Source organism: Limnobacter parvus (assembly GCF_024623725.1).
Lineage (GTDB): Bacteria > Pseudomonadota > Gammaproteobacteria > Burkholderiales > Burkholderiaceae_B > Limnobacter > Limnobacter parvus.
The window spans coordinates 203,534-228,708 of sequence record NZ_JANKHG010000017.1 but is presented as its reverse complement, the minus strand read 5'-3'; the positions used below and the strand labels follow the sequence as shown (position 1 = coordinate 228,708).

Here is a 25,175-nt window from a genome sequence, read left to right as displayed (position 1 = left end):
CTCTTCAATCCTTAGCGATCAATTTCACCGAACACGATGTCTTGGGTACCAATGATGGTGACCACGTCGGCCAGCATGTGGCCGCGAGACATTTCATCAAGGCCTTGCAAGTGGGCAAAACCTGGCGCACGAATTTTCAAGCGATAAGGCTTGTTTGCACCGTCTGCAACCAGATAAATTCCAAACTCGCCTTTGGGATGTTCCACTGCCGCATATGATTCACCTTCAGGCACATGCATGCCCTCAGTGAACAGTTTGAAGTGGTGGATCAACTCTTCCATATTGGTTTTCATGTCCACGCGGTTGGGTGGCGACACCTTGTGGTTGTCGCTCATCACAGATCCGGGGTTCACACGCAACCATTCCACACACTGCTTGATGATTTTGTTTGACTGGCGCATTTCTTCTACGCGCACCAGGTAACGGTCATAGCAGTCGCCATTTTTGCCCACAGGAATGTCGAAATCCAAGCGATCGTATACTTCATAGGGCTGCTTCTTGCGCAGATCCCAGGCAATGCCTGACCCGCGCAACATTGGGCCCGTAAAGCCCATGGACAATGCACGTTCAGGCGTTACCACACCCACGCCCACCAAACGCTGTTTCCAGATTCGGTTGTCTGTCAAAAGCGTTTCATATTCATCCACGTACTTCGGGAAACGCTGCGTGAAGTCATCAATGAAATCCAGCAGGGAACCCTGGCGGTTCTTGTTCAGCTGATCTACTTTTTTCGATGAACGCACCTTGGAAGGCTTGTACTGAGGCATGCGATCGGGCAGGTCACGGTACACGCCACCGGGGCGGAAATATGCTGCATGCAAACGCGCACCAGACACCGCTTCGTAGCAATCCATCAGGTCTTCGCGTTCGCGGAAGGCGTACAGGAAAACCGCCATGGCGCCCACGTCAAGGCCGTGAGCACCCAACCACAATAAGTGGTTCAAAATGCGGGTAATTTCGTCGAACATCACGCGGATGTACTGCGCACGAACAGGTACTTCAATATTCAACAGCTTTTCAATCGCCATGCAGTAGGCGTGCTCATTGCACATCATCGACACGTAATCGAGACGGTCCATATATGGCAGCGATTGAATGAAGGTTTTGTGTTCAGCCAGTTTCTCGGTACCACGGTGCAGCAAACCAATGTGCGGGTCAGCACGTTGAACCACTTCACCATCCAGTTCCAGCACAAGGCGCAACACGCCGTGCGCGGCCGGGTGCTGCGGTCCAAAGTTCAGGGTGTAATTTTTAATTTCAGCCATAATTATTTCGCTCCGCCATATTGAGGTTCGCGAATGATGCGTGGTGTAATTTCACGCGGCTCAATGGTGACCGGCTGGTACACCACTCGACCCAGTTCAGGGTCGTAGCGCATCTCAACGTGGCCAGACAAAGGAAAGTCTTTGCGAAACGGATGACCCACAAAACCATAGTCAGTCAAAATGCGACGCAAGTCGGGGTGACCTTCAAATACGATGCCGTACAAATCAAACGCTTCACGCTCGTACCAATTGGCTGAAGACCACACATCGATGACAGAAGCCACGGTGGGCAAATCGTCATCTGGGCAGCACACCTTCAGGCGCACACGCTGATTCTTGGACACAGACAGCAGTTGGCAAACCACCCAAAAACGCTGCGATTCATTCAATTCATTGCCGTATTCACTGCGATCCACGCCGCACAGGTCTAGCAACTGCTCGAACTTCAGGTTTTCATCATCACGAAGAATGGTGCAAGCCTCGAGGTAAGAGTCTGCTTTCACTGTCAGGTTAATTTCATTGAACGCGATTTTGCACTCAATGACTCGATCACCCAATGCGGCGATCAAATCATTGCTCAGCTTTTGAAGATTCAGGGATTGATTTTCAGTCATGGCCAAATCCCCTTATCGCGCAATCGTTGAAGTGGTTTTGATTTTGTTTTGTAACTGCAGCAAGCCATACATCAAGGCTTCCGCGGTGGGCGGGCAGCCAGGAACGTAAACATCAACAGGAACAATCCGGTCACAACCACGAACCACGGAGTAGGAGTAATGGTAATAGCCGCCACCGTTCGCACAGGAACCCATGGAAAGCACCCAGCGGGGCTCGGCCATCTGGTCGTAAACCTTGCGAAGCGCAGGCGCCATTTTGTTGCACAGCGTGCCCGCTACAATCATGAGGTCGGATTGACGCGGGCTTGGGCGGAAAATAATGCCAAAGCGGTCAAGGTCGTAACGACTTGCCCCTGCATGCATCATTTCAACCGCGCAACAGGCCAAACCAAAAGTCATCGGCCAAAGCGAGCCCGTGCGCCCCCAGTTGATCAATTTATCAGCCGTGGTGGTGATAAAACCTTCGTTTAAAACGCCGTCAATACCCATTTGCTTACTACCTTCACAAAAGTGGAGCGACTAATTGCCCGCTTATTCCCAGTCCAGCGCACCGCGGGTCCATTCGTAAATGAAACCCACCACCAAAACACCAAGGAAAATCATCATTGCCCAAAAACCGACCGGGCCAATTTCACGATAGGCTACTGCCCAGGGAAACAGGAAGGCGATTTCAAGATCGAACAAAATAAACAGAATAGCAACGAGGTAGTAGCGCACATCAAATTGCATGCGAGCGTCTTCAAACGCTTCAAAACCACACTCGTAGGGAGAAAGTTTTTGCCCATCTGGGCGATGGGGGGCGAGTACTCGGCCGGCCAGCATGGCGCCACCGCCTACACCGATCCCCACGAGGATGAACAACAACACTGGAAAATAAGACTCTAAATTCACTCTGACTCCCGTGTAAACCCTAATAGTCTTTGATAAGTCCGAAAAAAAGCCGGTCGTTTCATGCTTGACCGGCTTTGTTTTAAACCTTTGGTGCCGACGACGAGACTCGAACTCGTACAGCCTATGGCCACTACCCCCTCAAGATAGCGTGTCTACCAATTCCACCACGTCGGCGTAGTTATTACTTTGGAATATCCTGCACCGGCGTTGTGGGCTCAGTAGGTTTGTTCTCTGCAGGGGTTGCCGTTCCCTCTACAGGAGAAGCCTGAATGGATTCCATTACACCGCCAGATTCCGCTTCAACACCAGCCCTTGAATAAAAGGCCAAACCCAATGTACAAAGCAGGAAGATTGTAGCACAAAAGCCCGTTGCCCGGCTCAGGAAGTTTGCTGATCCGGTGGCACCGAACAGGCTTCCGGACGAGCCGCTACCGAAGGCTGCGCCCATGTCTGCGCCTTTGCCATGCTGCAACAAAACCAGAACAATCACAGCGATTGCAGAGACGATCTGCATCACTACCAAAAATGTGTTGAAAATGCTCATAAATTATTTAACCTCTCGCGGCGCGTATTATTCCAGAGAAATCGTCAGAAGACAAAGCTGCACCTCCAATAAGGCCCCCATCAATGTCTTCTTTCGCAAAAATCTCGCTTGCATTGCCCGGCTTCACACTTCCGCCGTACAAAATTCGGGTGCTTTGGGCAACTTCAGCGCCCAACATGGCATTTAGTCGTGCTCGGATCATTGCGTGCACTTCCTGAGCCTGCTCAGGGCTTGCCGTTACGCCTGTACCGATGGCCCACACGGGCTCGTAGGCAATTACCAGGTTCCAAACGCCGTTCTCAATGAACTTGGCGCATTGCTCAACAACTGGGTCAAGTTGATCTGCGATAACCTCTTCAACGCGCCCTGCTTCACGCTCAGCAAGCGTTTCACCCACACACACGATTGGAGTAATTCCTCCAGAAATTGCTGCCACTGCTTTTTCAGCCACGGTGACGCTGCTTTCAGCGTGATACTGGCGGCGCTCGGAGTGGCCCACCAGAACCTGCGTGACACCAAATTCATTAAGCATGTCGACCGACACTTCTCCGGTGTATGCGCCACTGGCCTTGGCCGAAACATCTTGCGATCCAAAGGCAACTTGTTGACCTTCTAGTAATTTGCCAACTTGCGCCAAATAGGGAAAAGGACAAAATACCGACACATCCACCTGTTCGTCGACTTCAGCCAAAAAACCCAGGATCAACCCTTCGTTGGCATCAAAGTTGCCGTTCATTTTCCAGTTGCCAGCTACCAGTTTTTTTCTTGCCATCTTGGCACTATTTTCAGTCATGCTGTTCCTTGATATTCAATCCTGATCTACAACATTCAAAACAATTTTACCCACGGAATCCCCCGACTCCATCAGCGCGTGGGCCCTGGCAACATCTTGCAGGTTGAAAGTGGCTTGCACCAACGATTTCAACATACCCGAGGAAAAACCTTCGATCAATTCACGTTCAACTTGCCTGGCCAGTTCTGCTTTGAATTCTGGCGAGCGTGGCCTCAGCGTGGTGCCGGTCAGCACCACTTGTTTGGTCATTAATTTTGCAGCGTCAATGTTGGCGAACCGCCCACCCAGCAATGCAATCACAATGACCATGCCTTGCGGCTTGGCGCAGCTTAAATCCTTGTTTAAATAATCGCCTGCAACCATGTCGAGAATTAAGTCGACACCCTGTTGCTGCGTGTCTTGCAAAACCAGCTGCTCCCAGTCTTGTGATTTGTACAAATAGGCTTTTTCGGCGCCCAATTCGGTACAAAAGTCAGCTTTGGTTTGACTACCCACAGTTACGAAAGTACGCAAGCCGTGTTTTTTGCACAACTGAACGGCCGCAGTGCCAATTCCGCTGCTGCCACCATGAATTAATACAGATTGACCCGGTTTGGCAGCACCCTTCAAAAACAGGTTTTGCCACACAGTCATGTACACCTCAGGCAGACTGGCCGCCTCGGTGAAACTTAAACTCTCTGGAATTTGCATGCACTGCCCTGCAGGCGTGCACACATATTCAGCATAACCACCGCCATTGCACAAAGCCATTACAGGCCTGCCCAACATAATTTCAGAAACGCCTTGCCCAACAGCCGCAACCACGCCCGACACTTCCAAACCCAGATTGGGGTTGGCATCAGGGGGTGGCGGGTACAGACCCATGCGCTGAAGAACATCGGGGCGATTCACCCCGGCAGCCTTCACTTGAATTAGTACCTCACCCGGCTTGGGTGACGGCACGGGCAGTTCGATCAACTGAAGCTGATCTACCCCGCCCGGAGCCTTGAGCCCAATGGCCTTCATCAGCCTTCGTTTGAACCTTCACCAGCCTGCTCAGCAGGTGCTTCAGGTGCCAACAAGGCTTTCATCGACAAGCGCAGGCGGCCTTTTTCATCGGCTTCCAACACTTTCACTTTCACGAGCTGGCCTTCTTTCAGGAAATCGCCCACGGTGTTCACACGCTCATTGGCAATCTGAGAAATGTGCAACAAGCCGTCTTTGCCTGGCAATACGCTAACAATCGCGCCGAAATCCAGAAGCTTCAGCACGGTGCCTTCATACACTGCACCCACTTCCACTTCCGCGGTGATGTCTTCAATCATCTTCTTGGCACGTTCACCAGCGTCGCCATCAACTGAAGCGATGGTGATAGAACCATCTTCCTTGATGTCAATGCTTGCACCAGTTTGTTCGGTAATACCACGAATGGTTGCACCACCCTTGCCGATCACGTCGCGAATCTTCTCGGGGTTGATCTTCATGGTGATCATGCGTGGAGCATAGGCAGAAAGCTCGCCGACGCTACCACCAGTCGCTTCTTTCATGATACCCAGAATGTGCATGCGGCCTTCGCGGGCCTGTGCCAGCGCAACTTGCATGATTTCTTTGGTAATGCCCTGAATCTTGATGTCCATCTGCAATGCAGTTACACCATTTTCAGTACCGGCCACTTTGAAATCCATGTCGCCCAGGTGGTCTTCATCACCCAGAATGTCGGTCAACACCGCGAACTTGTTCTCTTCTTTGATCAAGCCCATGGCAATACCAGCCACCAATTGCTTCAAAGGAACGCCTGCATCCATCAGCGACAAAGCGCCGCCACACACGGAAGCCATCGAGCTTGAACCGTTGGATTCAGTGATTTCTGACACCACACGCATGGTGTACTGGAAGTCTTCAGGGGCTGGCAGCATCATTTCAACTGCACGACGTGCCAGACGGCCATGGCCAATTTCACGACGCTTGGGCGCGCCCATGCGACCACATTCGCCAGTGGCGTACGGGGGCATGTTGTAATGGAACATGAAGCGGTCACGGTATTCGCCGGCCACTGCATCAATCATTTGTTCATCACGACCAGTACCCAAGGTGGTTACCACCAAAGCCTGTGTTTCACCACGAGTGAACAAGGCTGAACCGTGAGCACGCGGCAGTACGCCAGTGCGAACGGTAATTGGACGAACGGTGCGTGTGTCGCGACCATCAATGCGTGGCTCGCCGTTCAGGATTTGACCGCGAACAATTTTCGCTTCTAGACCGAACATGATGTCGCTAACGTCGGCATTGGTAACGCCGGCGCGTTGCTCTTCAGTCAACTTGGAAGGCAGTTCTGCAGCCACTTCCGCTGAAATTTCTTTCAGGCGCTGGCTACGGGCCTGCTTTTCGGTCATTTTGTAAGCAGCGGCCAGCTTCTCGCCAGCCAGTTCTGTCACAGCAGCCACCAAAGGCTCGTTTGCAGGCGCTGCTTTCCAGTCCCATTCAGGCTTGCCTGCTTTGGCAGTCAGCGCGTGAATGGCGTTAATCGCGGCTTGCATTTGTTCGTGACCGAACATGATGCCGCCCAACATAACTTCTTCAGACAATTCGTGGGCTTCAGATTCCACCATCAAAACGGCGGCTTCTGTACCTGCAACGATCAAGTCCATTTTGCTGTCTTTCAGCTGTGTAGCCGTGGGGTTCAACACGTACTGGTCGTTGATGTAACCCACGCGTGCACCGCCCACTGGGCCATTGAAAGGAATGCCAGCGATAGACAATGCCGCAGACGCACCCAGCATGGCTGGAATGTCTGGATTCACTTCAGGATTGATCGACATGACTGTGAGCACAACCTGAACTTCATTGAAGAAGCCTTCAGGGAACATGGGGCGCAGGGGACGATCGATCAGGCGTGCGTTCAGGGTTTCTTGTTCGGTGCCCTTGCCTTCGCGCTTGAAGAAACCGCCGGGAATACGGCCAGCGGCGTAAAATTTTTCAACGTAATCAACAGTCAAGGGGAAAAAGTCTTGACCTGGCTTGGCCGACTTGGCAGCCACCACGGTGGCCAATACTACGGTGTCGTCGACGGTAACAATGACCGCGCCGCCAGCTTGGCGGGCTACTTCACCTGTTTCCAGGGTCACTGTGTGTTGACCGTACTGGAATGTCTCTTTATGAATTTCAAACACTTTGTCTTTTCCTTTTAGTAATCTCGCCGGGCCAATACCCGGATGCGAGAGCCCGTCAGTTTTAAAACACAAATGCCCACAACCGGGGTTGCAGGCATTTGAGTCAAATCAACGGCTTGTAGCAGCGACCAATTACTTGCGTAGACCCAAGCTGCTGATCAGGTTGCGATAAGCATCTGCGTTTTTGCGCTTGAGGTAATCAAGCAGCTTACGACGACGAGACACCATGCGCAGCAAACCGCGGCGTGAGTGATGGTCTTTGGCGTTGGCCTTGAAGTGATCGGTCAACGAGTTGATTCGGGCTGTCAACAATGCCACTTGAACCTCGGGAGAACCTGTGTCGCCCTTGGCGCGTTGATATTCGGCAAGAATTGCCGCTTTATTGATTTCTGACATCATAAAACTCCACTTGCGTGAACTTACAGCCCAAATAGAATGACCGCAGTTCCGTGTAAAAAGACCACCTTTATTAGAAGGTGGTCGCCTGAACCCACTATTGTAGGGGAATTCCGGTAAAAATCAAACCTGTGGGTTCAACTTTTCATGTTTTGACTGCAATTTGTTCAGTGCAGACAAATAAGCCTTGGCTGAAGCCACCACAATATCGGGGTCTGCACCCACGCCATTCACAATTCTGCCGCCTTTTTGCAAGCGCATGGTGACCTCGCCTTGTGACTCGGTGGTGCCCGACGTAATGCCATTCACCAGGAATAAAAGGAGTTCGGCGCCACTTTGAACTTCCGCCTCGATGGCTTTGACTGTGGCATCCACCGGCCCATTGCCTTGGCTTTCAGAGACCACTTCTCGCCCATCGACTGAAAATACGACGCGCGCTTTGGGTCGCTCGCCGGTTTCCGAGTGCTGGGAAAGAGAAACATAGCGATAAAACTCGGTTTCACCCCCCACACCGTCGCCAGAAACCAATGCGTGAATGTCTTCATCAAAAATTTCGGCTTTTCGATCGGCCAGGTCTTTGAATCGCTGAAAGGTGTCGTTCAAAGCCTGTTCACTGTCCATCTCGATGCCCAACGCCTCAAGACGCTGTTTGAACGCATTACGACCGGACAACTTGCCCAGCACAATTTTGTTCGCGGACCAGCCCACGTCTTCAGCCGTCATGATTTCGTAGGTTTGGCGAGCCTTCAAAACGCCGTCCTGATGAATGCCAGACGCATGCGCAAAGGCATTGGCACCCACAATTGCTTTGTTGGGTTGAACCACAAAGCCCGTGATGTTGCTGACCAAGCGGCTGGCCGATACGATTTGCGTGGTGTCGATGCCCACATCCAGATCAAAGAAATCGCGGCGGGTTTTCACCGCCATTACAATTTCTTCCAGCGAGCAGTTGCCTGCACGCTCGCCCAACCCGTTGATAGTGCACTCGACCTGACGCGCCCCGCCAATTGCAACTCCCGCCAAAGAATTGGCCACTGCCATGCCAAGGTCGTTGTGACAATGCACCGACCACACCGCTTTGTCGCTGTTTGGGGTCATGGTGCGAAGGTCGCGCATGAATTCGCCGTAGAGCGAAGGCACGGCGTAGCCCACGGTGTCGGGAATGTTGATGGTTTTGGCGCCGGCCTTGATAACCGCCTCGCACACCTTGGCAAGGAAAGGCAATTCGGATCGATAGCCGTCTTCAGCTGAAAACTCGACGTCGTCGGTGTACTGCAAGGCAAGTTTCACGGCTTTTATGGCCTGCTCCAACACCTGATCAGGCGTCATGCGCAACTTCACTTCCATGTGCAGTGGCGACGTAGCAATAAATGTATGAATACGACGGCGTTCAGCCGGAGCCAATGCATCGCCTGCGCGCATGATGTCTTTGTCGTTGGCGCGGGCCAGTGAACACACTGTAGATTCTTTGATAACCGAAGCAATGGACTTGATGGCCTCGAAATCACCGTTGCTGGACGCGGCAAAGCCAGCTTCAATCACATCGACTTTCAACTTTTCCAGCTGCTTGGCAATACGGATTTTTTCTTCGCGCGTCATGGACGCGCCCGGGCTTTGTTCACCGTCGCGCAGAGTGGTGTCGAATATGATGAGGCGGTCTGACATGTTGTTCTCCTGAATATTTTTCAAGGATACAACAATGCAGGCGGGAAGCGGTATTGCGGGGAACCCGAGAGGGAGAGTCATCACCGGGATTGTGATTAGGTGCGACAGTGGCGGTTAACGAACGCTGTTGACGGATGAGGATGAACGGGAAACTCGCCTTGCGATTCAAGAAAAGCGCCCTGCTTCAGCTTGCCAATTGCGTTCGCCACGGGCGAAAAAAAGCCCTGACTGTCTTTTTTGTCAGGGCTTTTTTAGCAGTTTGCTCGCTGAAGAAAGGGTCAGCGCTTTTTAAGCAAAGCGAGATTCCCGCTCATCCTCATTCATAAAAACAGAGGGGTTAGTTCAAAAATGCTCATCCCGCTCAATATCCAGTCCCTTCAACCCCTGCCCTTTCACCTTCCGAACCACATACACCACATAACCCGAGAGGCCATAGAGCACGAATACGCCAAACAGTACTTTGGGTGGGTCTTGAGAAACTAGCGCGAACACCAAGGGAATCAACGCGAGCACAAGAAATGGCACGCTTCGGCGGAAATGAAAGTCTTTGCCACTGAAAAACGGTACGTTCGATACCATAGTAATGCCGGCATAAAAGGTAATGCCCCAAGCCAGCCAATCGAGTTCTGCACCCGCCATTTTGGCATCGTCCATCACCCACACAAATCCGGTGACCAATGCAGCCGCCGCAGGGCTTGGAAGCCCTTGGAACCAAGCCTTGTCAACAACAGCTGCATTGGTATTGAAGCGTGCCAGGCGAAGCGCTGCACCCGCCAAGTAAACGAACGCCGCAACCCAACCAAGCTTGCCCATGCCACTGAGCGCCCACTCGTAAATAATCAGGGCAGGTGCGGCACCAAATGAAACCATATCGGCCAAACTGTCGTACTCAGCACCAAAAGCACTCTGGGTATTGGTCATTCGGGCCACACGGCCATCCAGACTATCCAACACCAAGGCAGCGAAAATGGCCACCGCCGCAGTGGTGAACTGTTGACCCATGGCCATCACAATGCCGTAGAAGCCGCAGAACAAAGCCGCCGTGGTAAACATGTTCGGCAAGAGATACGCACCCTTGTGAGGTTTCCCAGCGGGGCGCGAAGCCGCGCCCGGAAATGCGCGGGGCGCACCAAAACGGTTTTTGTTCCGTTTGAAGCGCATGATCAGGACACCAACTCGGCCAAAACGGTCGAAGAAGCAGACACCTTGTCGCCGATCGCAACCTTCGGCACTGAATCTGTGGGCAAATACACGTCCACCCTGGACCCGAATCGGATAAAACCGTAGCGCTGGCCTTTTTCAACTGTTTCTGTCGGCTTTACGTAGCAAAGGATTCGACGGGCAATCAAGCCAGCCACCTGCACTGCAGTGACCGTGGCACCGCTTTCGGTGTGAATCACGATTGCATTGCGTTCATTCTGCGTACTCGCCTTGTCTAAATCGGCATTCACAAAAAGCCCGGGGAAATAATCCACCGATTTGATTTCACCACCAATCGGGATGCGGTTGGAATGGACGTTAAACACATTCATGAACACGGAAATTTTCAAGGCTTCGCGCTGGGCGTAGGGGTCTTCAACCCGCTCAACCGCAACAATTCGACCATCCGCAGGAGAAACCACAGCATTTTTCTGCGCAGGAATGTAACGAGGGGGATCACGGAAAAACTGCAACACAAATACGAACAATATCCAGGCCACAACCGACAAAAACGTGAGGCCAAAAGATTGTAGCGCAAGCGCCAAGACTGCGACGATTGCAAGAAAAGGCCAACCCTCGCGGGCGATGATGGGATGTGGATAGTTCATAGCTCTTTGTTGTGAATGATTATGAACCCGATTTTATAAGCCAAAAAGGCCGAGCGCGGTGAGTTTTGTGCGAATTGCCCAATAAGAATCAGAAGGAGCCGCCTACATTGCGGAAGAAAACGGCCCCCTGCTCGCTTTAGCGCGTTTTAAGCCAGAGTGCGCACGAACTTTTCACGTGCCCACTGGCGTGTTTTTGCGGCTTCAAGAAACTGATCAATATTTTGCATCGAGACAATACCTGGGTCAGTTGTTACACCCGCTTTATCCAGTAACGCCTGTGCACCAGCGTCTGCCGCTATGGCTTTCAAATGACCGAATGCGTCACGCACGAAATCAACTGCGGCAGCCTCATTGCAAAGCATAACTGCAGCCTCATCGCTCAATATCACCGCAACTGCGTCGAACATCACCGATGGAGTGCCTGCAAGCTGGCCCTGCACCTCCAGATGAGACCCATCGGACAGTTCAATTTCTCCCACATGCGGAGCAACTATTTTATGGCTTGCACCCGCACCGGCGAGTGCCGACACCATGGATCCGACCAATGCGCAATCCGAACCTTTCGCCACCAAGATACCTACCGCACGCCCTTCCAGAGTGGGCATCAATTTTCCGATAGTTTGTAACGCTGGCGACGGTTCTCGCTCCTGAACAGGTGCAGCAGCAATCGGTGGCATAGGCATGTCGCGCACACCAAGGCCCGTGGCAACGCGTTGTGCCAAATCCTTATCGATGTGCTGGAGATGACCCACAATCGCCAAGCGGATGTGCACATGCTCCACCTTGGACAATTCAAACACCAAAGCCGAAGCCATGTGCGCTTGTTCATAAACAGTTTGGCTCATGTAAAACTGCCTGGCCTGACTGTAGTGGTCGTTGAATGTTTCAGAACGGATTCGGCCTTTCACACCTTTCTCTTCAACCCTTGCGCTTTCAAACCCCTTGGGATGCTCACGGGGCCCATCAGGCATCAAGGAATTGGGTTCATAAGCCACGCGCCCCACTGGCTGATTCATTTGCATGTGACCATCGCGCTGGTTGTTTGCAAACGGGCACTTCGGTGTGTTGACTGGAATTTGGTGAAAGTTTGGGCTTCCCAGTCTGGACAACTGAGTGTCCAAATAAGAGAAAAGCCTGCCCTGCAACAATGGATCGTTCGAGAAATCGATTCCAGGCACCACATGAGAGGGACAAAAAGCAACCTGTTCAGTTTCTGCGAAAAAGTTGTCGGGCCAACGGTTCAACACCATGCGGCCAATTACCTTCAAAGGCACGAGTTCTTCAGGTATTAATTTGGTGGCATCCAGGTGATCGAATGGAAATGTGTCGGCTTGTTCTTGCGTGAACAGCTGCACTGCAAGGTCCCAGTCGGGATAGTTACCGCTGGTGATTGATTCAAACAAGTCGCGCCGATGAAAATCCTGATCTGCTCCCGCGATTTTCACTGCTTCGTCCCAAATTGTGGATTGAACGCCCAAACGGGGACGCCAATGGAACTTGACGAAAGTGGACTTTCCTCCCTCGTTGATCAGCCGGAAAGAGTGGACGCCAAACCCCTCAATCATTCGCAATGAGCGAGGCAAGGTACGATCTGACATGGCCCACATGATCATGTGCATGGATTCAGGTGTTAACGAGATGAAGTCCCAAAAGGTGTCGTGCGCACTCGCAGCCTGGGGAAAACCACGGTCTGGCTCCATTTTCACGGCATGTACCAAATCAGGAAACTTGATTGCGTCCTGAATGAAAAATACGGGGATGTTATTGCCGACCAAATCCCAATTGCCTTGATCGGTGTACATCTTCACAGCAAAGCCACGCACATCGCGCGGAGTATCAACAGATCCGGAGCCTCCGGCAACCGTTGAGAATCTGGTGAACAAAGGTGTTTGCTTGCCCACCTCGGTTAGAACTGATGCAGTCGTGTACTCAGCCAGTGATTCTGTCAGCTCGAAAAAGCCATGGGCTCCGGTGCCACGCGCATGCACAACACGTTCCGGGATGCGCTCATGATCAAAATGCGTAATTTTTTCGCGAAGAATAAAATCTTCTAGAAGGACAGGACCCCGAGGGCTGGCTTTCAAAGAATTTTGATTGTCGGCTATTGCCAAACCTTGATTGGTGGTAATCGTGGTTTCAGTCGCTTTCTGGTGCAACTCACCACCTGAACCATTTACGATATCTTGATGAGCGGTCGATTTTGGATTTGCCATGCTGAACTCCTTGCAAAGAAAACCATCCTACTCGCGCGCAATTTAATTACTAAATAACACTTCCGTTCAGAAAATATAATTAATGATTAAGAATGAATATTCCTGAAAATAAAAAATCATTTAATAAACCAGTTATTTATTTGAAATAGTTAATTATTACGAAAATTGAATCTATTAATTCACCTTCCTTTTCATCAGTGAATTTAAATATAAAAAAGCCCACAGCACTTTCATGCTGTGGGCTTTTCTAGCAGTTAAAACTGAAAGATCAGTTCTTTGACTGGTCTACCAATTTGTTCTTGCTGATCCAAGGCATCATGCCGCGCAGCTGGGCGCCCACGATTTCGATGGGGTGCTGTGCATTCAAGCGGCGACGCGCTGTCATTTCTGGGTAGTTGGTTTTGCCTTCCAGAATAAAGCGCTTGGCGTATTCACCATTCTGAATGTTGTTCAAACATTCTTTCATGGCTGCACGGGCCTGGTCTGCAATCACGCGGTTGCCAGTTACGTACTCGCCATACTCCGCATTGTTGGAAATGGAGTAGTTCATGTTGGCGATGCCGCCTTCGTACATCAGATCAACAATCAGCTTCAGCTCGTGCAGGCATTCGAAGTAGGCCATTTCAGGTGCATAACCCGCTTCAACCAAAGTCTCGAAACCAGCCTTCACCAGTTCAACTGCACCGCCACACAACACGGCTTGTTCACCGAACAAGTCTGTTTCGGTTTCTTCACGGAAGTTGGTCTCGATTACGCCACCTTTTGTGCCGCCGTTCGCAGCAGCATAGGCCAATGCGATATCGTGGGCATTGCCGGTGGTGTCTTGATAAATTGCGATCAGTGAAGGCACGCCGCCGCCTTTCAGGTATTCAGAGCGCACAGTGTGGCCTGGGCCTTTGGGGGCAATCATGATGACGTCGATGTCGGCGCGTGGCACAACCTGGTTGTAATGCACGTTAAAGCCGTGGGCAAATGCCAAAGCAGTGCCTGCCTTGATGTTCGGCGCCACTTCCTTGTTGTACACATCAGGAATGTTTTCGTCGGGCAACAACATCATGACCACATCGGCTTCTTTTACCGCGTCAGCCACTTCTTTTACTTTCAAGCCAGCGCCTTCCGCTTTGGACCAGGAAGCACCACCCTTGCGCAGGCCAACGGTCACTGCGACGCCTGAATCGCGCAGGTTTTGCGCGTGGGCATGGCCTTGCGAACCATAACCGATAATGGATACTTTCTTCTTCTGGATCAGGGAGAGATCCGCGTCTTTGTCGTAATAAACTTTCATGTCGTTTTCCTTTTGATTCAGGTATTTAAATTTATCTTCCGGGCTCATTTGCCGAACTCATTGAGCAGACTGAGCCTGCAGTTTAGAGGCGCAGAATTCTCTCGCCGCGACCAATCCCGGAACTGCCCGTACGGACTGTTTCCAAAATGGCTGTGCGGTCGATCGAATCCAAAAATGCATCCAGTTTGGATTTGTTGCCAGTCAGTTCAATGGTGTAACTTTTCTCGGTGACATCAATGATTCGTCCGCGGAAAATATCCGCAGTGCGCTTCAGCTCCTCACGCTCTTTGCCGACTGCGCGCAATTTTACCAGCATCAACTCGCGTTCAATATGCGCACCGTCACTAAGATCAACCACTTTAACCACTTCAATCAAGCGGTTAAGGTGTTTGGTGATCTGTTCAATGATGTCATCCGAACCCACTGTAACGATGGTCATGCGTGACATGGTCTCATCTTCTGTGGGGGCCACAGTCAAGGTTTCAATGTTGTAACCGCGAGCAGAAAAAAGGCCCACCACACGTGACAACGCACCTGGCTCGTTCTCTAGGAGAACGGAAATAATGTGTCTCATATTTGCCATCTCCATTTTATAGTTCTTCCGAACCCAGCAGCATTTCAGACAAACCCTTACCTGCCTTCACCATGGGCCACACGTTTTCTGTGCGATCAGTGATGAAATCCATGAACACCAAACGGTCTTTGTACTTGCCAAAGGCATCACGCAAGGCTGGCTCAACATCAGAAGGCTTGGTAATTTGCATGCCAATGTGGCCGTAGGCTTCCACCAGCTTCACGAAATCAGGCAATGCATCCATATAACTTTCAGAGTAGCGTGAGCCGTAATCAAGCTGCTGCCACTGACGAACCATGCCCAGGTACCGGTTGTTCAGATTCACGATTTTTGGCGTGAAATGGTACTGGAAGCAGGTTGACAATTCCTGGATGTTCATCTGGATTGATGCCTCGCCAGTAATACAGGCAACTTGCGCATCGGGGTTGGCCATTTGAACGCCCATGGCATAGGGCAAGCCCACGCCCATTGTGCCAAGGCCACCGGAATTGATCCAGCGGCGGGGTTTGTCAAAGCGATAGTACTGGGCAGCCCACATTTGGTGCTGACCCACATCGGACGTTACAAAGGCGTCGCCGTTGGTGACTTCCCACAGCTTTTCAACCACAAATTGCGGCTTGATCAGTTCATCGGACTTGGCATAATCCAGGCATTTGCGGCCACGCCACTTTTCAACCTGTTCCCACCAGCCTTGCAGTTTGCCTTGGTCAACCCGTTTGCCGCTGTCTTCCAGCAGTTGAATGAGGTCCACCAGCACGTCTTTGATGTTGCCCACAATAGGCACATCCACTTTCACGCGCTTGGAAATTGACGATGGGTCAATGTCGATGTGAATGATTTTGCGTGGAATGGACGCGAAATCTTTCGGGTTACCGATCACGCGGTCGTCAAAGCGAGCGCCAACAGCAATTAATACGTCGCAATTTTGCATGGCCAAATTGGCTTCATAGGTGCCGTGCATACCAGGCATGCCCATGAACTTCTTGTCGCTGGCCTTGAATGCGCCCAAACCCATCAGGGTGTTGGTGCAAGGCGCACCCACCCATTCCACCAAACGTGTCAGTTCAGCGGATGCGTCACCCAAAATTACGCCGCCGCCGGAATAGATCATGGGGCGCTCGGCTTCCAGAATCATTTGCACGGCTTTCTTGATTTGACCCTGGTGGCCTTTGACCACCGGATTGTACGAGCGCATTTTCACGGGCTCGGAATAATCAAAGGTGGTTTTATGAATGGTGATGTCTTTGGGAATGTCCACCAGCACAGGGCCCGGACGGCCAGTGCGGGCGATGTAAAACGCTTCCTTCATGACACGCGCCAGGTCTTTCACATCTTTCACGAGGAAGTTGTGTTTAACGCAAGGGCGTGTGATACCCACGGTGTCACATTCCTGAAACGCATCCTGACCGATCGCGTGCGTGGGCACCTGACCAGACAAAATAACCATGGGAATAGAGTCCATGTAGGCAGTCGCAATGCCAGTAACTGCATTGGTCAAGCCTGGGCCTGAGGTCACCAAACAAACACCCACCTTGTCGCTTGAACGCGAGTAGGCGTCGGCTGCATGCACAGCAGCTTGCTCGTGACGTACTAGTATGTGTTCAAATCCATCCTGTTTAAAGATGGCATCGTAAATGTAAAGAACTGCTCCGCCTGGGTAACCAAAAACGTGCTTGACGCCTTCTTCTTCCAGACATTTGACAACGATTTCCGCGCCGGTATATTCCATTTTTAAAAAATCCTGACAAAATCCACGGGACATTGGTCGGATGCCGTCCTGGATCGCATTGCCGTGGGGCACAGGCTTTTTGAAGATGAACAACCTTGTGGGTGTGGACATGTCGCAAAGCGCTGGCGATCACAACCCGATTATGTCGGGCAGGTTGGCCATGGGCTTCTGAACTCCAAGTTCAGCGCCCTAGCGCGTCTTTCGCCAAACCAGCAAGGATATGCTGTTTAACTAGAGACAAATTTAGGGTAGAACGAGATCTTAGTGCGAAGCCTGCTGTGGGTCAAGAAAAAAGCTTGTGGCTTTGATATCATGCCGTATTGTTAAATTTCGCGAATTATCCTCGCTACCCCCGGAAACCCTCTACTCAAACCTCGACACAACAATCTATGGCAAGCACGAGAGAATTAGAGGATTTTCTGAGAGAGGTATCGCACCGAGCTTATCGCCAGGCATTTTTTGCTGTAAAGAATGAAGAAAGCGCGATGGACCTGGTCCAAGAAAGCATGATGAAGCTTTCTGACAAATACGGTGACAAGCCAAAAGAAGAGCTACCCATGCTGTTCACCCGTATTTTGCAAAACACCATACTTGATTTTCACCGCAGGCAAAAGGTAAGAAACACCTGGACGACCCTCTTTTCAAGCTTTCAGAAAAAAGACGAAGAAGATTATGATGTGCTCGAGAACCTGCTTGCACAAGGCGAATCTCAGAATGCTAGTGCTCAGGAAGAGATAGAACAATCCCAGAATATGGCAGCGATTGAAGAAGCCATCGCGAATTTGCCCGAACGTCAACGCCAGGCCTTCCTGTTGCGTTATTGGGAAGAGATGGATTTGGCAGAAACAGCCCAAATTATGGGATGCTCGGAAGGCAGCGTTAAAACACATTGCTCAAGGGCAACAAAAGCATTGGCACAGGTATTAAGGCAACAGGGGTTTCGGGAATGAATGAAGAACGGCTAACCGCAAATGTAGTGAAAAGGCTACTGGATGAGTCAGCGGGACAAATTTCGCCCAACATTCAGGCCAAACTTGATTTTGCCATTTCAAAATCGGTCGAGTTGCATCGCCAAAAACTTCAGGCAAGCAAACACAGCGCATCACCCCAGTTGTTTGGCTGGTTAAAAGATGTTTCAGATTGGTTTAATCGACCTGCCCTGTCCATGGCGGTTAGTGCCCTGTTCGTAGCGGGCGCTGTATTCGGTGTGGCCCAATTCAGTCTTGAAAATTACAATGCCCGGATTTCTGAAACTGCAGATCTGGATGCGGCCATTTTGTCAGATGACCTTCCCCCAGATGCATATCTGGACAACGGTTTCATTAATTACGCGACCGAATTGCAAAAACAAAATGCCATTCCAGCGGAAGACGGCATTGAGCAATGGATGGATTCACTTCCAGCAGATTTCACTACGTCAATTTAGTACTTTGAAGGGTGTAGGACATGAAGGCCACAAGAACTGCCACCAAGCTGTATTCAAGGGTTTTGACCTTGGTGCTGCTTTTGGTTTTAGGCATTCAAAGTTTCGATGCGCTGGCGTCGGAAAAGTGGTCTGACTTGTCCAGCAAGCAGCAAGAGTTGCTTGCGCCATTGAAAGACGAGTGGAGCTCGCTCAGCGATTCGCAGCAAGAACGCTGGTTAAAGGTAAGCCGCAAGTACGAAGGTGAATCAGCCGAGCGGCAGGCCACGATGCGAGAACGAGTAAGTGCATGGAGCAAAATGAGCCCCAGAGACAAAGCTTCAGCCCGTGAAAATTACAAGGCTTTGAAAGAAAAACGTCAAGGCGAGCGAAATTCAAGCTGGAACAGTTACCAAAGCCTCGATCCGAAACAACGCGACGAATTCAAGATCAAAAACAACAAACAGGCTTCGAATTAGAGCCACAGCACTTCCAGATTGCCTGAGCAGAGATAAAATACAGGCATGGAACGATTGATTGACAATGGCCTGATTAGCCCAAGCAGAAAACGCCGACTGGCAAGCATGTTGTACGAAAGCATGCTGCTGTTTGGCGTTTTGTTCATTGCGGGCTACTTTTTCGACACACTGACCCAAAGCCGACATGCGCTGTACTTGCGCGAAGCTCGCCAATGGTGGTTTTTTGCAGTGCTGGGGTTGTATTTTGTGTGGTTCTGGCGCCATGGGGGCCAAACGCTTGCCATGAAAACCTGGCACATTCGTTTGGTGAAAGAAGATGGCAGCAAGGTGGGTTTGCTGCAGGCGATTTACCGCTACGTGTTGTGCTGGCTTTTCAATCTAACCGGTATTGCTTTCATCTACTCATTTTTCGACAAGAATGGTCAATTTCCACAAGACCGACTGGCCAAAACACTGTTGGTGTCGACAAAACCACGCGAACGAGGCATTGAAGAAGTGATGCGGCACAGCTAAATTGTCAGTTCATGGATGGCTTGGCTCAATCGCATCCAGTCGAACTCATTTTTCGGTATTCCGCATCGAAGAATGCTCCCATGATCGGATTGATAAACCCGAACCAACACCCCTTTGGCTTCCAGCTGGTTGGCCCACGCTTCATTTTGTTCATGAACAAAGCTGGCAAAATAGCCACCGCGGTGAACCACCAATTCAGCCCCTAGCTTGCTTCTCCACAAGGTCTCTAGGCGCAGGCTTACCTGTGCAAGGCGATCAATCTGGGCAGCGCGCCATTCTTCGGCCTCAAAGTACTGCAATGCCAACCACCACTGGGGCGACGACACAGCCTGTGTGCCCACTTCATTCAACAAAGCAGTACACACCGCCTTGGGGCCACACACGAAAGCCAGGTTGGCCCCTGCAAGTCCTGAGAAAGGGGCAACAGAGCGCAATACGATGGCCGGCTCCGCTTCAATGAAAGACGCATAAGACTCTTCACTGGTCCAATCCAGGTAAGCCTCGTCCAGAATAAGCCAACCGCCCTGCTCCCTAAGCCGTCTGGCCAAAAGCTTTACCTGTTGAATGCTGATCATTTGGCAGGTGGGGTTAACCGGGCGCCCCAGCACCACAACATCACATTCGGGAATTTCGCCCTCAAGAATCATGTCGACTGGCCAGTCCAGCACCACATGGTTGGCACGGCGAAAACGTTTGTCCCACTGATCAAAGCTGGGCTCGGCCAGCACCACACGCATTGAACCGTACCAGGTTTGAAACAAGCGCGCCAATGCCGAAATTCCGCTTTCGATTCCGGTTACAGCAAGCACTGCTTCACATTCGAAATAACGAGTAGCTTCTAGGTGAAAACGCGACCGAAGCAGATCGGGACTGCGCCAAATGTGAGCAGGCATGTCGGGAAGCGGCAACTCAAAAGGTGCCACCGACCCTGACAGGTCGAGCTTGGCCTGTTGCTTGACCCGCGTTTCAATGAACATCCAGGGTTTCCAAATGAACAGGGAAACCCCACAGTCGTTCGACTTGCGCCAAGGTTTTTTCGGCTTCGCCATCGTTCAGTGGTCGACCACGGCGGCTCATGTGCGTCAGCATCAAGGAACGATCCGTCATTCGTGCATACGAGGTCACTTGAATATCCGGCACCATGCTTTCACGAGAATACTGGTCTGCCAAAAGGGTGCGAATGCGTTTGTAGCCCTCGTCGTTGTGAATGCTGTCGATGAACAATTCACTTTCAGCTTTGTGATCTGCAATGGCGAACAAGCGGAAATCACGAATCACCTTCGGTGACAAAAACTGGCGGATGAAGGACTCATCTTTGAAGTTGCGCATGGCAAAGTCAGTGGCCTTAAGCCAATTGCCACTGCCCGCCAATTCAGGGAACCAGCGTTTGTCTTCCTCGGTGGGCTTTTCGCACATGCGCCGAATGTCGCTGAAAATTGCAAAACCCAAGGCATAAGGATTCAAGGCACGGAATCGACCATCGCGAGAATCGGGCTGAAACACCACATTGGTGTGCGAAGTTAAAAATTCCAGCATGAAGCCATCGGACACCAGCTTTTCGTCGTACAGCGTATTGAGCAAGGTGTAGTGCCAAAAGCTGGCCCAGCCCTCGTTCATGACCTTGGTTTGGCCCTGTGGGTAAAAGTACTGCGACATTTTTCGAACAATGCGCACCAGTTCTCGTTCCCAGTCGCGCAGCTTGGGGGCTTCTTTTTCAATGAAATAAAGAATGTTCTCAACCGGCTCACGCGGGTAATTGTCTTGGCGCCGTTCAATTTGCGCAGCCTCGACCGGAGACACCTTGGCCATGATTTCATCGTATTGGCGACGTTTTTCTTCGGCCAAATCATCACGCTTTACTTTCAGTGAGGCTTCCGATTCATAGCGGCGCTTGTAACGATCCACGCCAAAATATTGAATGGCGTGGGCTGCGTCCAGCACTTCTTCGACTGCCTCGAAACCGTATTTTTCTTCGCATTCCATCACATACTTTTTGGCAAACACCAGGTAATCGATAATGGCGTCGGCTTGGGTCCACTGGCGAAACAGGTAATTGCCTTTGAAGAAAGAATTGTGTCCGTAGCAGGCGTGGGCGATGACCAGGGTTTGCATGGTCATGGTGTTTTCTTCCATGAGGTAAGAAATGCAGGGGCTGGAATTGATCACCACCTCATAGGCCAAATTTTGCTGGCCTGTTTCATACAAATGTTCATTCACCGAAAATGATTTGCCGTAGCTCCAGTGCGGGTACATGACCGGCATAGCGCCACTGGAATAGGCGTCGAGCATTTGCTCGGCAGTAATCACCTCAATTTGATTCGGAAAGGTGTCGAGCTTGTATTTGTTGGCAGCAATGTCGTGCAGTTGCTCATCGATTTCCCGCAGCAATTCGAAGGTCCACTCATTGCCTGCTATATCCAGTTGCTTGGCCATTGTTGCCACTCCTAGCGCCCGAAGGCCACTTCTTTTTTCTCAAACAGACCACGAAACACAGGGTAGATGTCTCGCCGATTAAACAATTTGCGCATGGCAAAGTGCCCTGCAAAGCTGTCTTCTAGCCGCTCGAAGCTTTCCCATAGATCAGACGCACGCGCCATTCCGAACATGGGCGTGGGCATGGTTTCCACGTAAGCGTAGTAACGCACATGCGGCATGATTTTGGAAGAGAGATACTCCGCGCTGGCCCGGGCATCCCGAGAAGTGGCGTCGCCATCGGAAGCCTGAGCCACGTACACATTCCATGCACTGCCCGGGTAGCGGGTTTCAATGATGTGATGCATCAATTCCATGGCAGGCATAATTTCTGTGCCACCGCTTTTCTTGCCGTAAAAAAAATCTTCTTCAGTCACTTCCTCGGCTTCGTCGGTGTGGCGTATGAACACCAACTTCACTTCTTCGTATTTGCGGGTCAGGAACAAATACAGCAACGTGTAAAAGCGTTTGGCCAGGTCTTTCTTGGCCTCATCCATGGAAGCAGAAACATCCATCAAACAAAAAATAACTGCGTTGGTAGACGGTTCAGGATAGGTGACACGGTTTCTGTATCGCAAATCCACTTCGTCGAGAAAGGGCACGTAGGGCTTCTTTTTCGAATCATCAAGAAGATCGAGCTGACCTTTGTCCTCACCGTCTTCTTCGTCCTCTTCCCGCGGCTCCAGCGCAACACGTCGCATTAAAGACGCTTTCATGGTTCGCAACACCGACAAAGATGTTGGGGCACCCGAACGCGAGTAACCCGCGTTGCGGCTTTTCATGCGTTTTACCGATGAAATTTCACGCTTTAACAGCTCGGGCAGCTCAAGATCGTCGAAGTACAAATTAAGAAATTCTTCGCGAGACAGCACGAAAGTAAAGGCATCGTCACCTTCGCCCTTGCCGGGCTTACCGCCACCCTTACCCTCGCCGCCGCCACTGGGGCGTGGAATGCGATCACCGGGTACGAAATCGCGGTTGCCGGGCACTACTTGTTCTTTGCTGCCGCCTTCACCGAAAATAAAGGTGGGTTCAGAAACCTCGCGGATTGGGATGCGTACTTTCACCCGCCCATCGCCGCTAACGTCGGAAATAGACGATTCGCCTGCCACATCCGCGACCGCCTTTTTCAACTGCGTTTTGTAACGCCGAATAAAGCGCTCGCGATTGGGCAAGCTTCTGTTTTTGCCGTTGAGCCTGCGATCAATAATGGTTGAATCGCTCATGCCAACTCCTTTAAGCGTTTTGAATGATCAAGACGCTTTTTTAACGCGCAAATGCCATTCCACCAACAGGCGAACCTGTTTTTCGGTGTAACCCTTGGCCACCATTCTGTCCACGAAGTTCTCGTGCTTCTCCTGACTTTCTTTCGAGCCTTTGTGGTCGAAAGAAATAACCGGTAGCAGGTCTTCAGTTTTCGAGAACATACTGCGCTCGATCACTTCGCGCAGCTTTTCATAGCTGGTCCAGGCTGGCATGGTGCCCGTGTTGCTGGCTTGCGCGCGCAACACAAAATTAACCACTTCGTTTCGGAAGTCTTTGGGGTTGGCAATACCTGCCGGCTTCTCAATACGCACCAATTCATCGTTCAGCGAATCGCGATCGAAAATTTGACCAGTGGCAGGGTCGCGGAATTCCTCATTCTGAATCCACTTGTCAGCGAACTGAATGTAGCGTTCGAACAGGTTTTGCCCATACTCGCTGTAGCTTTCAAGGTAAGCGGTTTGAATTTCCTTGGCCACAAACTCGGCATATTTGGGTGTCAGGTAGCTCTTGATAAAGTCCAGATACTTGCGGGTTTGCTCTTCTGGCAGGTTGTCTTTAATGACCTGCTGTTCAAGCACATACAACAAATGCACTGGGTTGGCCGCCACTTCATGGTGGTCAAAGTTGAACACCTTGGACAACACTTTGTAAGCCCAACGGGTGGACGAGCCATTCATGCCCTCATCGGGGCCAGACTGGTCGCGATACTCCTGAATTGGCTTGGCGTGTGGGTCAACGTCTTTCAGGTTTTCACCATCGTAAACACGCATTTTGCTGAACAGATTGCTGTTGGCGGGTTCTTTCAAACGAGTCAACACACTGAACTGCGCCATCATGTTCAAGGTGCCTGGTGCACAGGCGGCCTTGTACAGGGATGAATGCTCAAGCAGCTTCTCGTAAATCTTGACTTCTTCGGACACGCGCAGGCAGTAAGGCACCTTCACGATGTACACACGGTCCAGAAATGCTTCATTGGTTTTGTTGTTGCGGAACTGCTGCCATTCCGATTCGTTGCTGTGCGCCAGAATAATGCCGTCAAAGGGAATGGAGCCAAAGCCCTCAGTGCCTTTGAAGTTGCGCTCCTGCGTAGCAGTTAGCAACGGGTGCAACATTTTGATCGGCGCCTTGAACATTTCCACAAATTCAAGCAGGCCCTGGTTGGCCAAACACAAGCCACCGCTGAAGCTGTAGGCATCGGGATCATCCTGGCTGAACTGGTTCAACATGCGAATGTCAACCTTGCCCACCAGGGCTGAAATGTCCTGGTTGTTTTCATCGCCGGGTTCTGTTTTGGCGATTGCAACCTGGTTCAAGGTGGATGGCATTAAACGAACCACACGGAATTTGCGCAAGTCGCCACCAAATTCAGCCAGGCGTTTTGTAGCCCATGGGCTGGCAATACCAGTCAGGTAGCGGCGCGGAATGCCGTATTTGTCTTCAAGTGATGCACCAAATTGTACGGGGTCAAACAAACCCAAAGGTGATTCATTAATGGGCGAGCCTTTCAAGGCAAAAATGGGCTGTTGCTCCATCAAAGCTTTCAAGCGTTCTGCCAATGATGATTTGGCACTACCCACAGGGCCGAGCAAATACAACACTTGCTTTCGCTCTTCCAGGCCTTGAGCGGCGTGGCGGAAGTAAGAAACGATGTTTTCAATCACGTCTTCCATGCCATAGAACTCTTGGAACGAGGGGTAGCGGCGCACCACTCGGTTCGCAAATATGCGGGAAAGTCGGGGATCGTGGCGGGTGTTCACTACTTCGGGTTCGCCAATGGCATGCAACATGCGCTCTGCAGCGCTTGCGTACGTCAGGGGATCGGCTTTGCACAGGTCGAGGTATTCTTCGAGACTCATCTCGGTTTGCTGCAAAGCTGCAAATCGGGATTGAAACTGACCAAAAATGTCAGAATCACCGGAATTCAAATCACGCGTATCAAGCTCTGTGTTCATGATGTCCTCCTGCACAACGCTTATTGCCTTTTGCTTTAACCGTGAACCTATTTCGCGCTTAAAGCATTCAATTCCATCCACTGAAAAAGTTGCAAAAAACAGGCCAGCTTGTTTGTTTACATTTTTGTGCTGTTTTGGTGCTTGCAACACTTTCTAATTAACTCT

General features: G+C 51.1%; 25 protein-coding genes and 1 tRNA gene. 5 read left to right on the top strand and 21 right to left on the bottom strand.

Translation table 11 applies throughout. From position 1 onward, the window contains the following. Positions 1-11: 11 nt before the first annotated feature. The 17 genes from NSP04_RS08125 to NSP04_RS08045 form a co-directional block, all read right to left on the bottom strand. The gene (locus NSP04_RS08125) at positions 12-1,265 is read right to left on the bottom strand and encodes an NADH-quinone oxidoreductase subunit D (RefSeq protein WP_257511840.1); all 1,254 of its coding nucleotides are present in this window, start codon (positions 1,263-1,265) and stop codon (positions 12-14) included. Between the two features lie 2 nt (positions 1,266-1,267). Beyond that, a complete protein-coding gene (locus NSP04_RS08120) occupies positions 1,268-1,879 on the bottom strand; it encodes an NADH-quinone oxidoreductase subunit C (RefSeq protein ID WP_257511839.1) in 612 nt (203 codons plus the stop codon). A 12-nt stretch (positions 1,880-1,891) separates the two neighbouring features. Then, positions 1,892-2,368 (bottom strand): NuoB/complex I 20 kDa subunit family protein, encoded by a 477-nt coding sequence (locus tag NSP04_RS08115; protein WP_008251188.1) that lies wholly within the window; start codon positions 2,366-2,368, stop codon positions 1,892-1,894. Positions 2,369-2,410: 42 nt separating this feature from the next. Then, the gene (locus tag NSP04_RS08110) at positions 2,411-2,770 is read right to left on the bottom strand and encodes an NADH-quinone oxidoreductase subunit A (protein ID WP_130556729.1); all 360 of its coding nucleotides are present in this window, start codon (positions 2,768-2,770) and stop codon (positions 2,411-2,413) included. Positions 2,771-2,858: 88 nt separating this feature from the next. After that, a tRNA-Leu gene (locus NSP04_RS08105) sits at positions 2,859-2,944 on the bottom strand. Positions 2,945-2,951: 7 nt separating this feature from the next. Further along, a complete protein-coding gene (secG, locus tag NSP04_RS08100) occupies positions 2,952-3,314 on the bottom strand; it encodes a preprotein translocase subunit SecG (RefSeq protein ID WP_257511838.1) in 363 nt (120 codons plus the stop codon). Positions 3,315-3,321: 7 nt separating this feature from the next. After that, the gene (gene tpiA, locus NSP04_RS08095; RefSeq protein ID WP_257511837.1) at positions 3,322-4,107 is read right to left on the bottom strand and encodes a triose-phosphate isomerase; all 786 of its coding nucleotides are present in this window, start codon (positions 4,105-4,107) and stop codon (positions 3,322-3,324) included. 15 nt (positions 4,108-4,122) lie between these two features. Then, positions 4,123-5,112, bottom strand: a complete 990-nt coding sequence (locus NSP04_RS08090) for an NAD(P)H-quinone oxidoreductase (protein WP_257511836.1) — start codon at positions 5,110-5,112, stop codon at positions 4,123-4,125. Beyond that, a complete protein-coding gene (gene pnp / locus NSP04_RS08085) occupies positions 5,112-7,256 on the bottom strand; it encodes a polyribonucleotide nucleotidyltransferase (protein ID WP_257511835.1) in 2,145 nt (714 codons plus the stop codon). Before pnp ends, NSP04_RS08090 begins: the two co-directional genes overlap by 1 nt. A gap of 132 nt (positions 7,257-7,388) precedes the next feature. Then, complete coding sequence (rpsO, locus tag NSP04_RS08080) at positions 7,389-7,652, bottom strand: 30S ribosomal protein S15 (RefSeq protein WP_008251166.1); 264 nt, start codon at positions 7,650-7,652, stop codon at positions 7,389-7,391. A 123-nt stretch (positions 7,653-7,775) separates the two neighbouring features. Continuing rightward, positions 7,776-9,317 (bottom strand): 2-isopropylmalate synthase, encoded by a 1,542-nt coding sequence (locus tag NSP04_RS08075; RefSeq protein ID WP_257511834.1) that lies wholly within the window; start codon positions 9,315-9,317, stop codon positions 7,776-7,778. A gap of 342 nt (positions 9,318-9,659) precedes the next feature. Continuing rightward, positions 9,660-10,478: a CDP-diacylglycerol--serine O-phosphatidyltransferase gene (pssA, locus tag NSP04_RS08070; RefSeq protein ID WP_306815301.1), complete on the bottom strand. Its 819-nt coding sequence runs from the start codon at positions 10,476-10,478 to the stop codon at positions 9,660-9,662. A 2-nt stretch (positions 10,479-10,480) separates the two neighbouring features. After that, positions 10,481-11,125, bottom strand: coding sequence for a phosphatidylserine decarboxylase (locus NSP04_RS08065; protein WP_257511833.1), 645 nt, complete (start codon positions 11,123-11,125; stop codon positions 10,481-10,483). Positions 11,126-11,271: 146 nt separating this feature from the next. Next, complete coding sequence (locus tag NSP04_RS08060) at positions 11,272-13,338, bottom strand: catalase (RefSeq protein WP_257511832.1); 2,067 nt, start codon at positions 13,336-13,338, stop codon at positions 11,272-11,274. 268 nt (positions 13,339-13,606) lie between these two features. Further along, positions 13,607-14,623 (bottom strand): ketol-acid reductoisomerase, encoded by a 1,017-nt coding sequence (gene ilvC / locus NSP04_RS08055; RefSeq protein WP_257511831.1) that lies wholly within the window; start codon positions 14,621-14,623, stop codon positions 13,607-13,609. An 82-nt stretch (positions 14,624-14,705) separates the two neighbouring features. After that, the gene (gene ilvN, locus NSP04_RS08050; RefSeq protein ID WP_257511830.1) at positions 14,706-15,197 is read right to left on the bottom strand and encodes an acetolactate synthase small subunit; all 492 of its coding nucleotides are present in this window, start codon (positions 15,195-15,197) and stop codon (positions 14,706-14,708) included. Positions 15,198-15,213: 16 nt separating this feature from the next. Beyond that, complete coding sequence (locus tag NSP04_RS08045; protein ID WP_257511829.1) at positions 15,214-16,926, bottom strand: acetolactate synthase 3 catalytic subunit; 1,713 nt, start codon at positions 16,924-16,926, stop codon at positions 15,214-15,216. Between the two features lie 40 nt (positions 16,927-16,966). Here NSP04_RS08045 and NSP04_RS08040 point away from each other — a divergent pair, with 40 nt between their 5' ends. The 5 genes from NSP04_RS08040 (at position 16,967) to NSP04_RS08020 (ending at position 19,320) form a co-directional block, all read left to right on the top strand. Further along, the gene (locus NSP04_RS08040) at positions 16,967-17,098 is read left to right on the top strand and encodes a hypothetical protein (protein WP_008251157.1); all 132 of its coding nucleotides are present in this window, start codon (positions 16,967-16,969) and stop codon (positions 17,096-17,098) included. Between the two features lie 217 nt (positions 17,099-17,315). Further along, positions 17,316-17,876, top strand: a complete 561-nt coding sequence (locus NSP04_RS08035; protein WP_371825009.1) for an RNA polymerase sigma factor — start codon at positions 17,316-17,318, stop codon at positions 17,874-17,876. Beyond that, the gene (locus NSP04_RS08030; protein ID WP_257511827.1) at positions 17,873-18,352 is read left to right on the top strand and encodes a DUF3619 family protein; all 480 of its coding nucleotides are present in this window, start codon (positions 17,873-17,875) and stop codon (positions 18,350-18,352) included. Before NSP04_RS08035 ends, NSP04_RS08030 begins: the two co-directional genes overlap by 4 nt. A 20-nt stretch (positions 18,353-18,372) precedes the next feature. Beyond that, positions 18,373-18,807: a DUF3106 domain-containing protein gene (locus NSP04_RS08025; RefSeq protein ID WP_257511826.1), complete on the top strand. Its 435-nt coding sequence runs from the start codon at positions 18,373-18,375 to the stop codon at positions 18,805-18,807. A 45-nt stretch (positions 18,808-18,852) separates the two neighbouring features. Next, on the top strand, positions 18,853-19,320 hold the full coding sequence (locus tag NSP04_RS08020) for an RDD family protein (protein WP_257511825.1): 468 nt from the start codon (positions 18,853-18,855) through the stop codon (positions 19,318-19,320). Here the strand turns inward: NSP04_RS08020 and NSP04_RS08015 are convergent. Genes NSP04_RS08015 through NSP04_RS08000 form a run of 4 tightly spaced genes read right to left on the bottom strand, consistent with a single transcriptional unit; the run spans position 19,317 to position 25,010 of the window. Beyond that, positions 19,317-20,297: an aminotransferase class I/II-fold pyridoxal phosphate-dependent enzyme gene (locus NSP04_RS08015; RefSeq protein ID WP_257511824.1), complete on the bottom strand. Its 981-nt coding sequence runs from the start codon at positions 20,295-20,297 to the stop codon at positions 19,317-19,319. The genes NSP04_RS08020 and NSP04_RS08015 overlap by 4 nt on opposite strands. Continuing rightward, a complete protein-coding gene (locus NSP04_RS08010) occupies positions 20,287-21,753 on the bottom strand; it encodes a SpoVR family protein (protein WP_257511823.1) in 1,467 nt (488 codons plus the stop codon). The genes NSP04_RS08015 and NSP04_RS08010 overlap by 11 nt, the downstream gene beginning before the upstream one ends. 11 nt (positions 21,754-21,764) lie before the next feature. After that, positions 21,765-23,018: a YeaH/YhbH family protein gene (locus tag NSP04_RS08005; protein WP_257511822.1), complete on the bottom strand. Its 1,254-nt coding sequence runs from the start codon at positions 23,016-23,018 to the stop codon at positions 21,765-21,767. Positions 23,019-23,045: 27 nt separating this feature from the next. After that, complete coding sequence (locus NSP04_RS08000; RefSeq protein ID WP_257511821.1) at positions 23,046-25,010, bottom strand: PrkA family serine protein kinase; 1,965 nt, start codon at positions 25,008-25,010, stop codon at positions 23,046-23,048. Positions 25,011-25,175 lie beyond the last annotated feature (165 nt).

Excerpts from the sequence above, each read along its gene's own strand:
- NSP04_RS08035 (WP_371825009.1), top strand. The coding sequence starts at position 17,316 with ATGGCAAGCACGAGAGAATTAGAGGATTTTCTGAGAGAGGTATCGCAC.
- NSP04_RS08015 (WP_257511824.1), bottom strand. The coding sequence starts at position 20,297 with ATGTTCATTGAAACGCGGGTCAAGCAACAGGCCAAGCTCGACCTGTCA.
- NSP04_RS08120 (WP_257511839.1), bottom strand. The coding sequence starts at position 1,879 with ATGACTGAAAATCAATCCCTGAATCTTCAAAAGCTGAGCAATGATTTG.
- secG (WP_257511838.1), bottom strand. The coding sequence starts at position 3,314 with ATGAGCATTTTCAACACATTTTTGGTAGTGATGCAGATCGTCTCTGCA.
- ilvN (WP_257511830.1), bottom strand. The coding sequence starts at position 15,197 with ATGAGACACATTATTTCCGTTCTCCTAGAGAACGAGCCAGGTGCGTTG.
- NSP04_RS08045 (WP_257511829.1), bottom strand. The coding sequence starts at position 16,926 with ATGGAATATACCGGCGCGGAAATCGTTGTCAAATGTCTGGAAGAAGAA.
- NSP04_RS08005 (WP_257511822.1), bottom strand. The coding sequence starts at position 23,018 with ATGAGCGATTCAACCATTATTGATCGCAGGCTCAACGGCAAAAACAGA.
- NSP04_RS08010 (WP_257511823.1), bottom strand. The coding sequence starts at position 21,753 with ATGGCCAAGCAACTGGATATAGCAGGCAATGAGTGGACCTTCGAATTG.
- NSP04_RS08065 (WP_257511833.1), bottom strand. The coding sequence starts at position 11,125 with ATGAACTATCCACATCCCATCATCGCCCGCGAGGGTTGGCCTTTTCTT.
- tpiA (WP_257511837.1), bottom strand. The coding sequence starts at position 4,107 with ATGACTGAAAATAGTGCCAAGATGGCAAGAAAAAAACTGGTAGCTGGC.
- NSP04_RS08000 (WP_257511821.1), bottom strand. The coding sequence starts at position 25,010 with ATGAACACAGAGCTTGATACGCGTGATTTGAATTCCGGTGATTCTGAC.
- NSP04_RS08025 (WP_257511826.1), top strand. The coding sequence starts at position 18,373 with ATGAAGGCCACAAGAACTGCCACCAAGCTGTATTCAAGGGTTTTGACC.
- NSP04_RS08040 (WP_008251157.1), top strand. The coding sequence starts at position 16,967 with ATGCCGTCCTGGATCGCATTGCCGTGGGGCACAGGCTTTTTGAAGATG.
- NSP04_RS08030 (WP_257511827.1), top strand. The coding sequence starts at position 17,873 with ATGAATGAAGAACGGCTAACCGCAAATGTAGTGAAAAGGCTACTGGAT.
- ilvC (WP_257511831.1), bottom strand. The coding sequence starts at position 14,623 with ATGAAAGTTTATTACGACAAAGACGCGGATCTCTCCCTGATCCAGAAG.
- rpsO (WP_008251166.1), bottom strand. The coding sequence starts at position 7,652 with ATGTCAGAAATCAATAAAGCGGCAATTCTTGCCGAATATCAACGCGCC.
- NSP04_RS08060 (WP_257511832.1), bottom strand. The coding sequence starts at position 13,338 with ATGGCAAATCCAAAATCGACCGCTCATCAAGATATCGTAAATGGTTCA.
- pssA (WP_306815301.1), bottom strand. The coding sequence starts at position 10,478 with ATGCGCTTCAAACGGAACAAAAACCGTTTTGGTGCGCCCCGCGCATTT.
- NSP04_RS08020 (WP_257511825.1), top strand. The coding sequence starts at position 18,853 with ATGGAACGATTGATTGACAATGGCCTGATTAGCCCAAGCAGAAAACGC.
- NSP04_RS08115 (WP_008251188.1), bottom strand. The coding sequence starts at position 2,368 with ATGGGTATTGACGGCGTTTTAAACGAAGGTTTTATCACCACCACGGCT.
- NSP04_RS08125 (WP_257511840.1), bottom strand. The coding sequence starts at position 1,265 with ATGGCTGAAATTAAAAATTACACCCTGAACTTTGGACCGCAGCACCCG.
- NSP04_RS08075 (WP_257511834.1), bottom strand. The coding sequence starts at position 9,317 with ATGTCAGACCGCCTCATCATATTCGACACCACTCTGCGCGACGGTGAA.
- NSP04_RS08090 (WP_257511836.1), bottom strand. The coding sequence starts at position 5,112 with ATGAAGGCCATTGGGCTCAAGGCTCCGGGCGGGGTAGATCAGCTTCAG.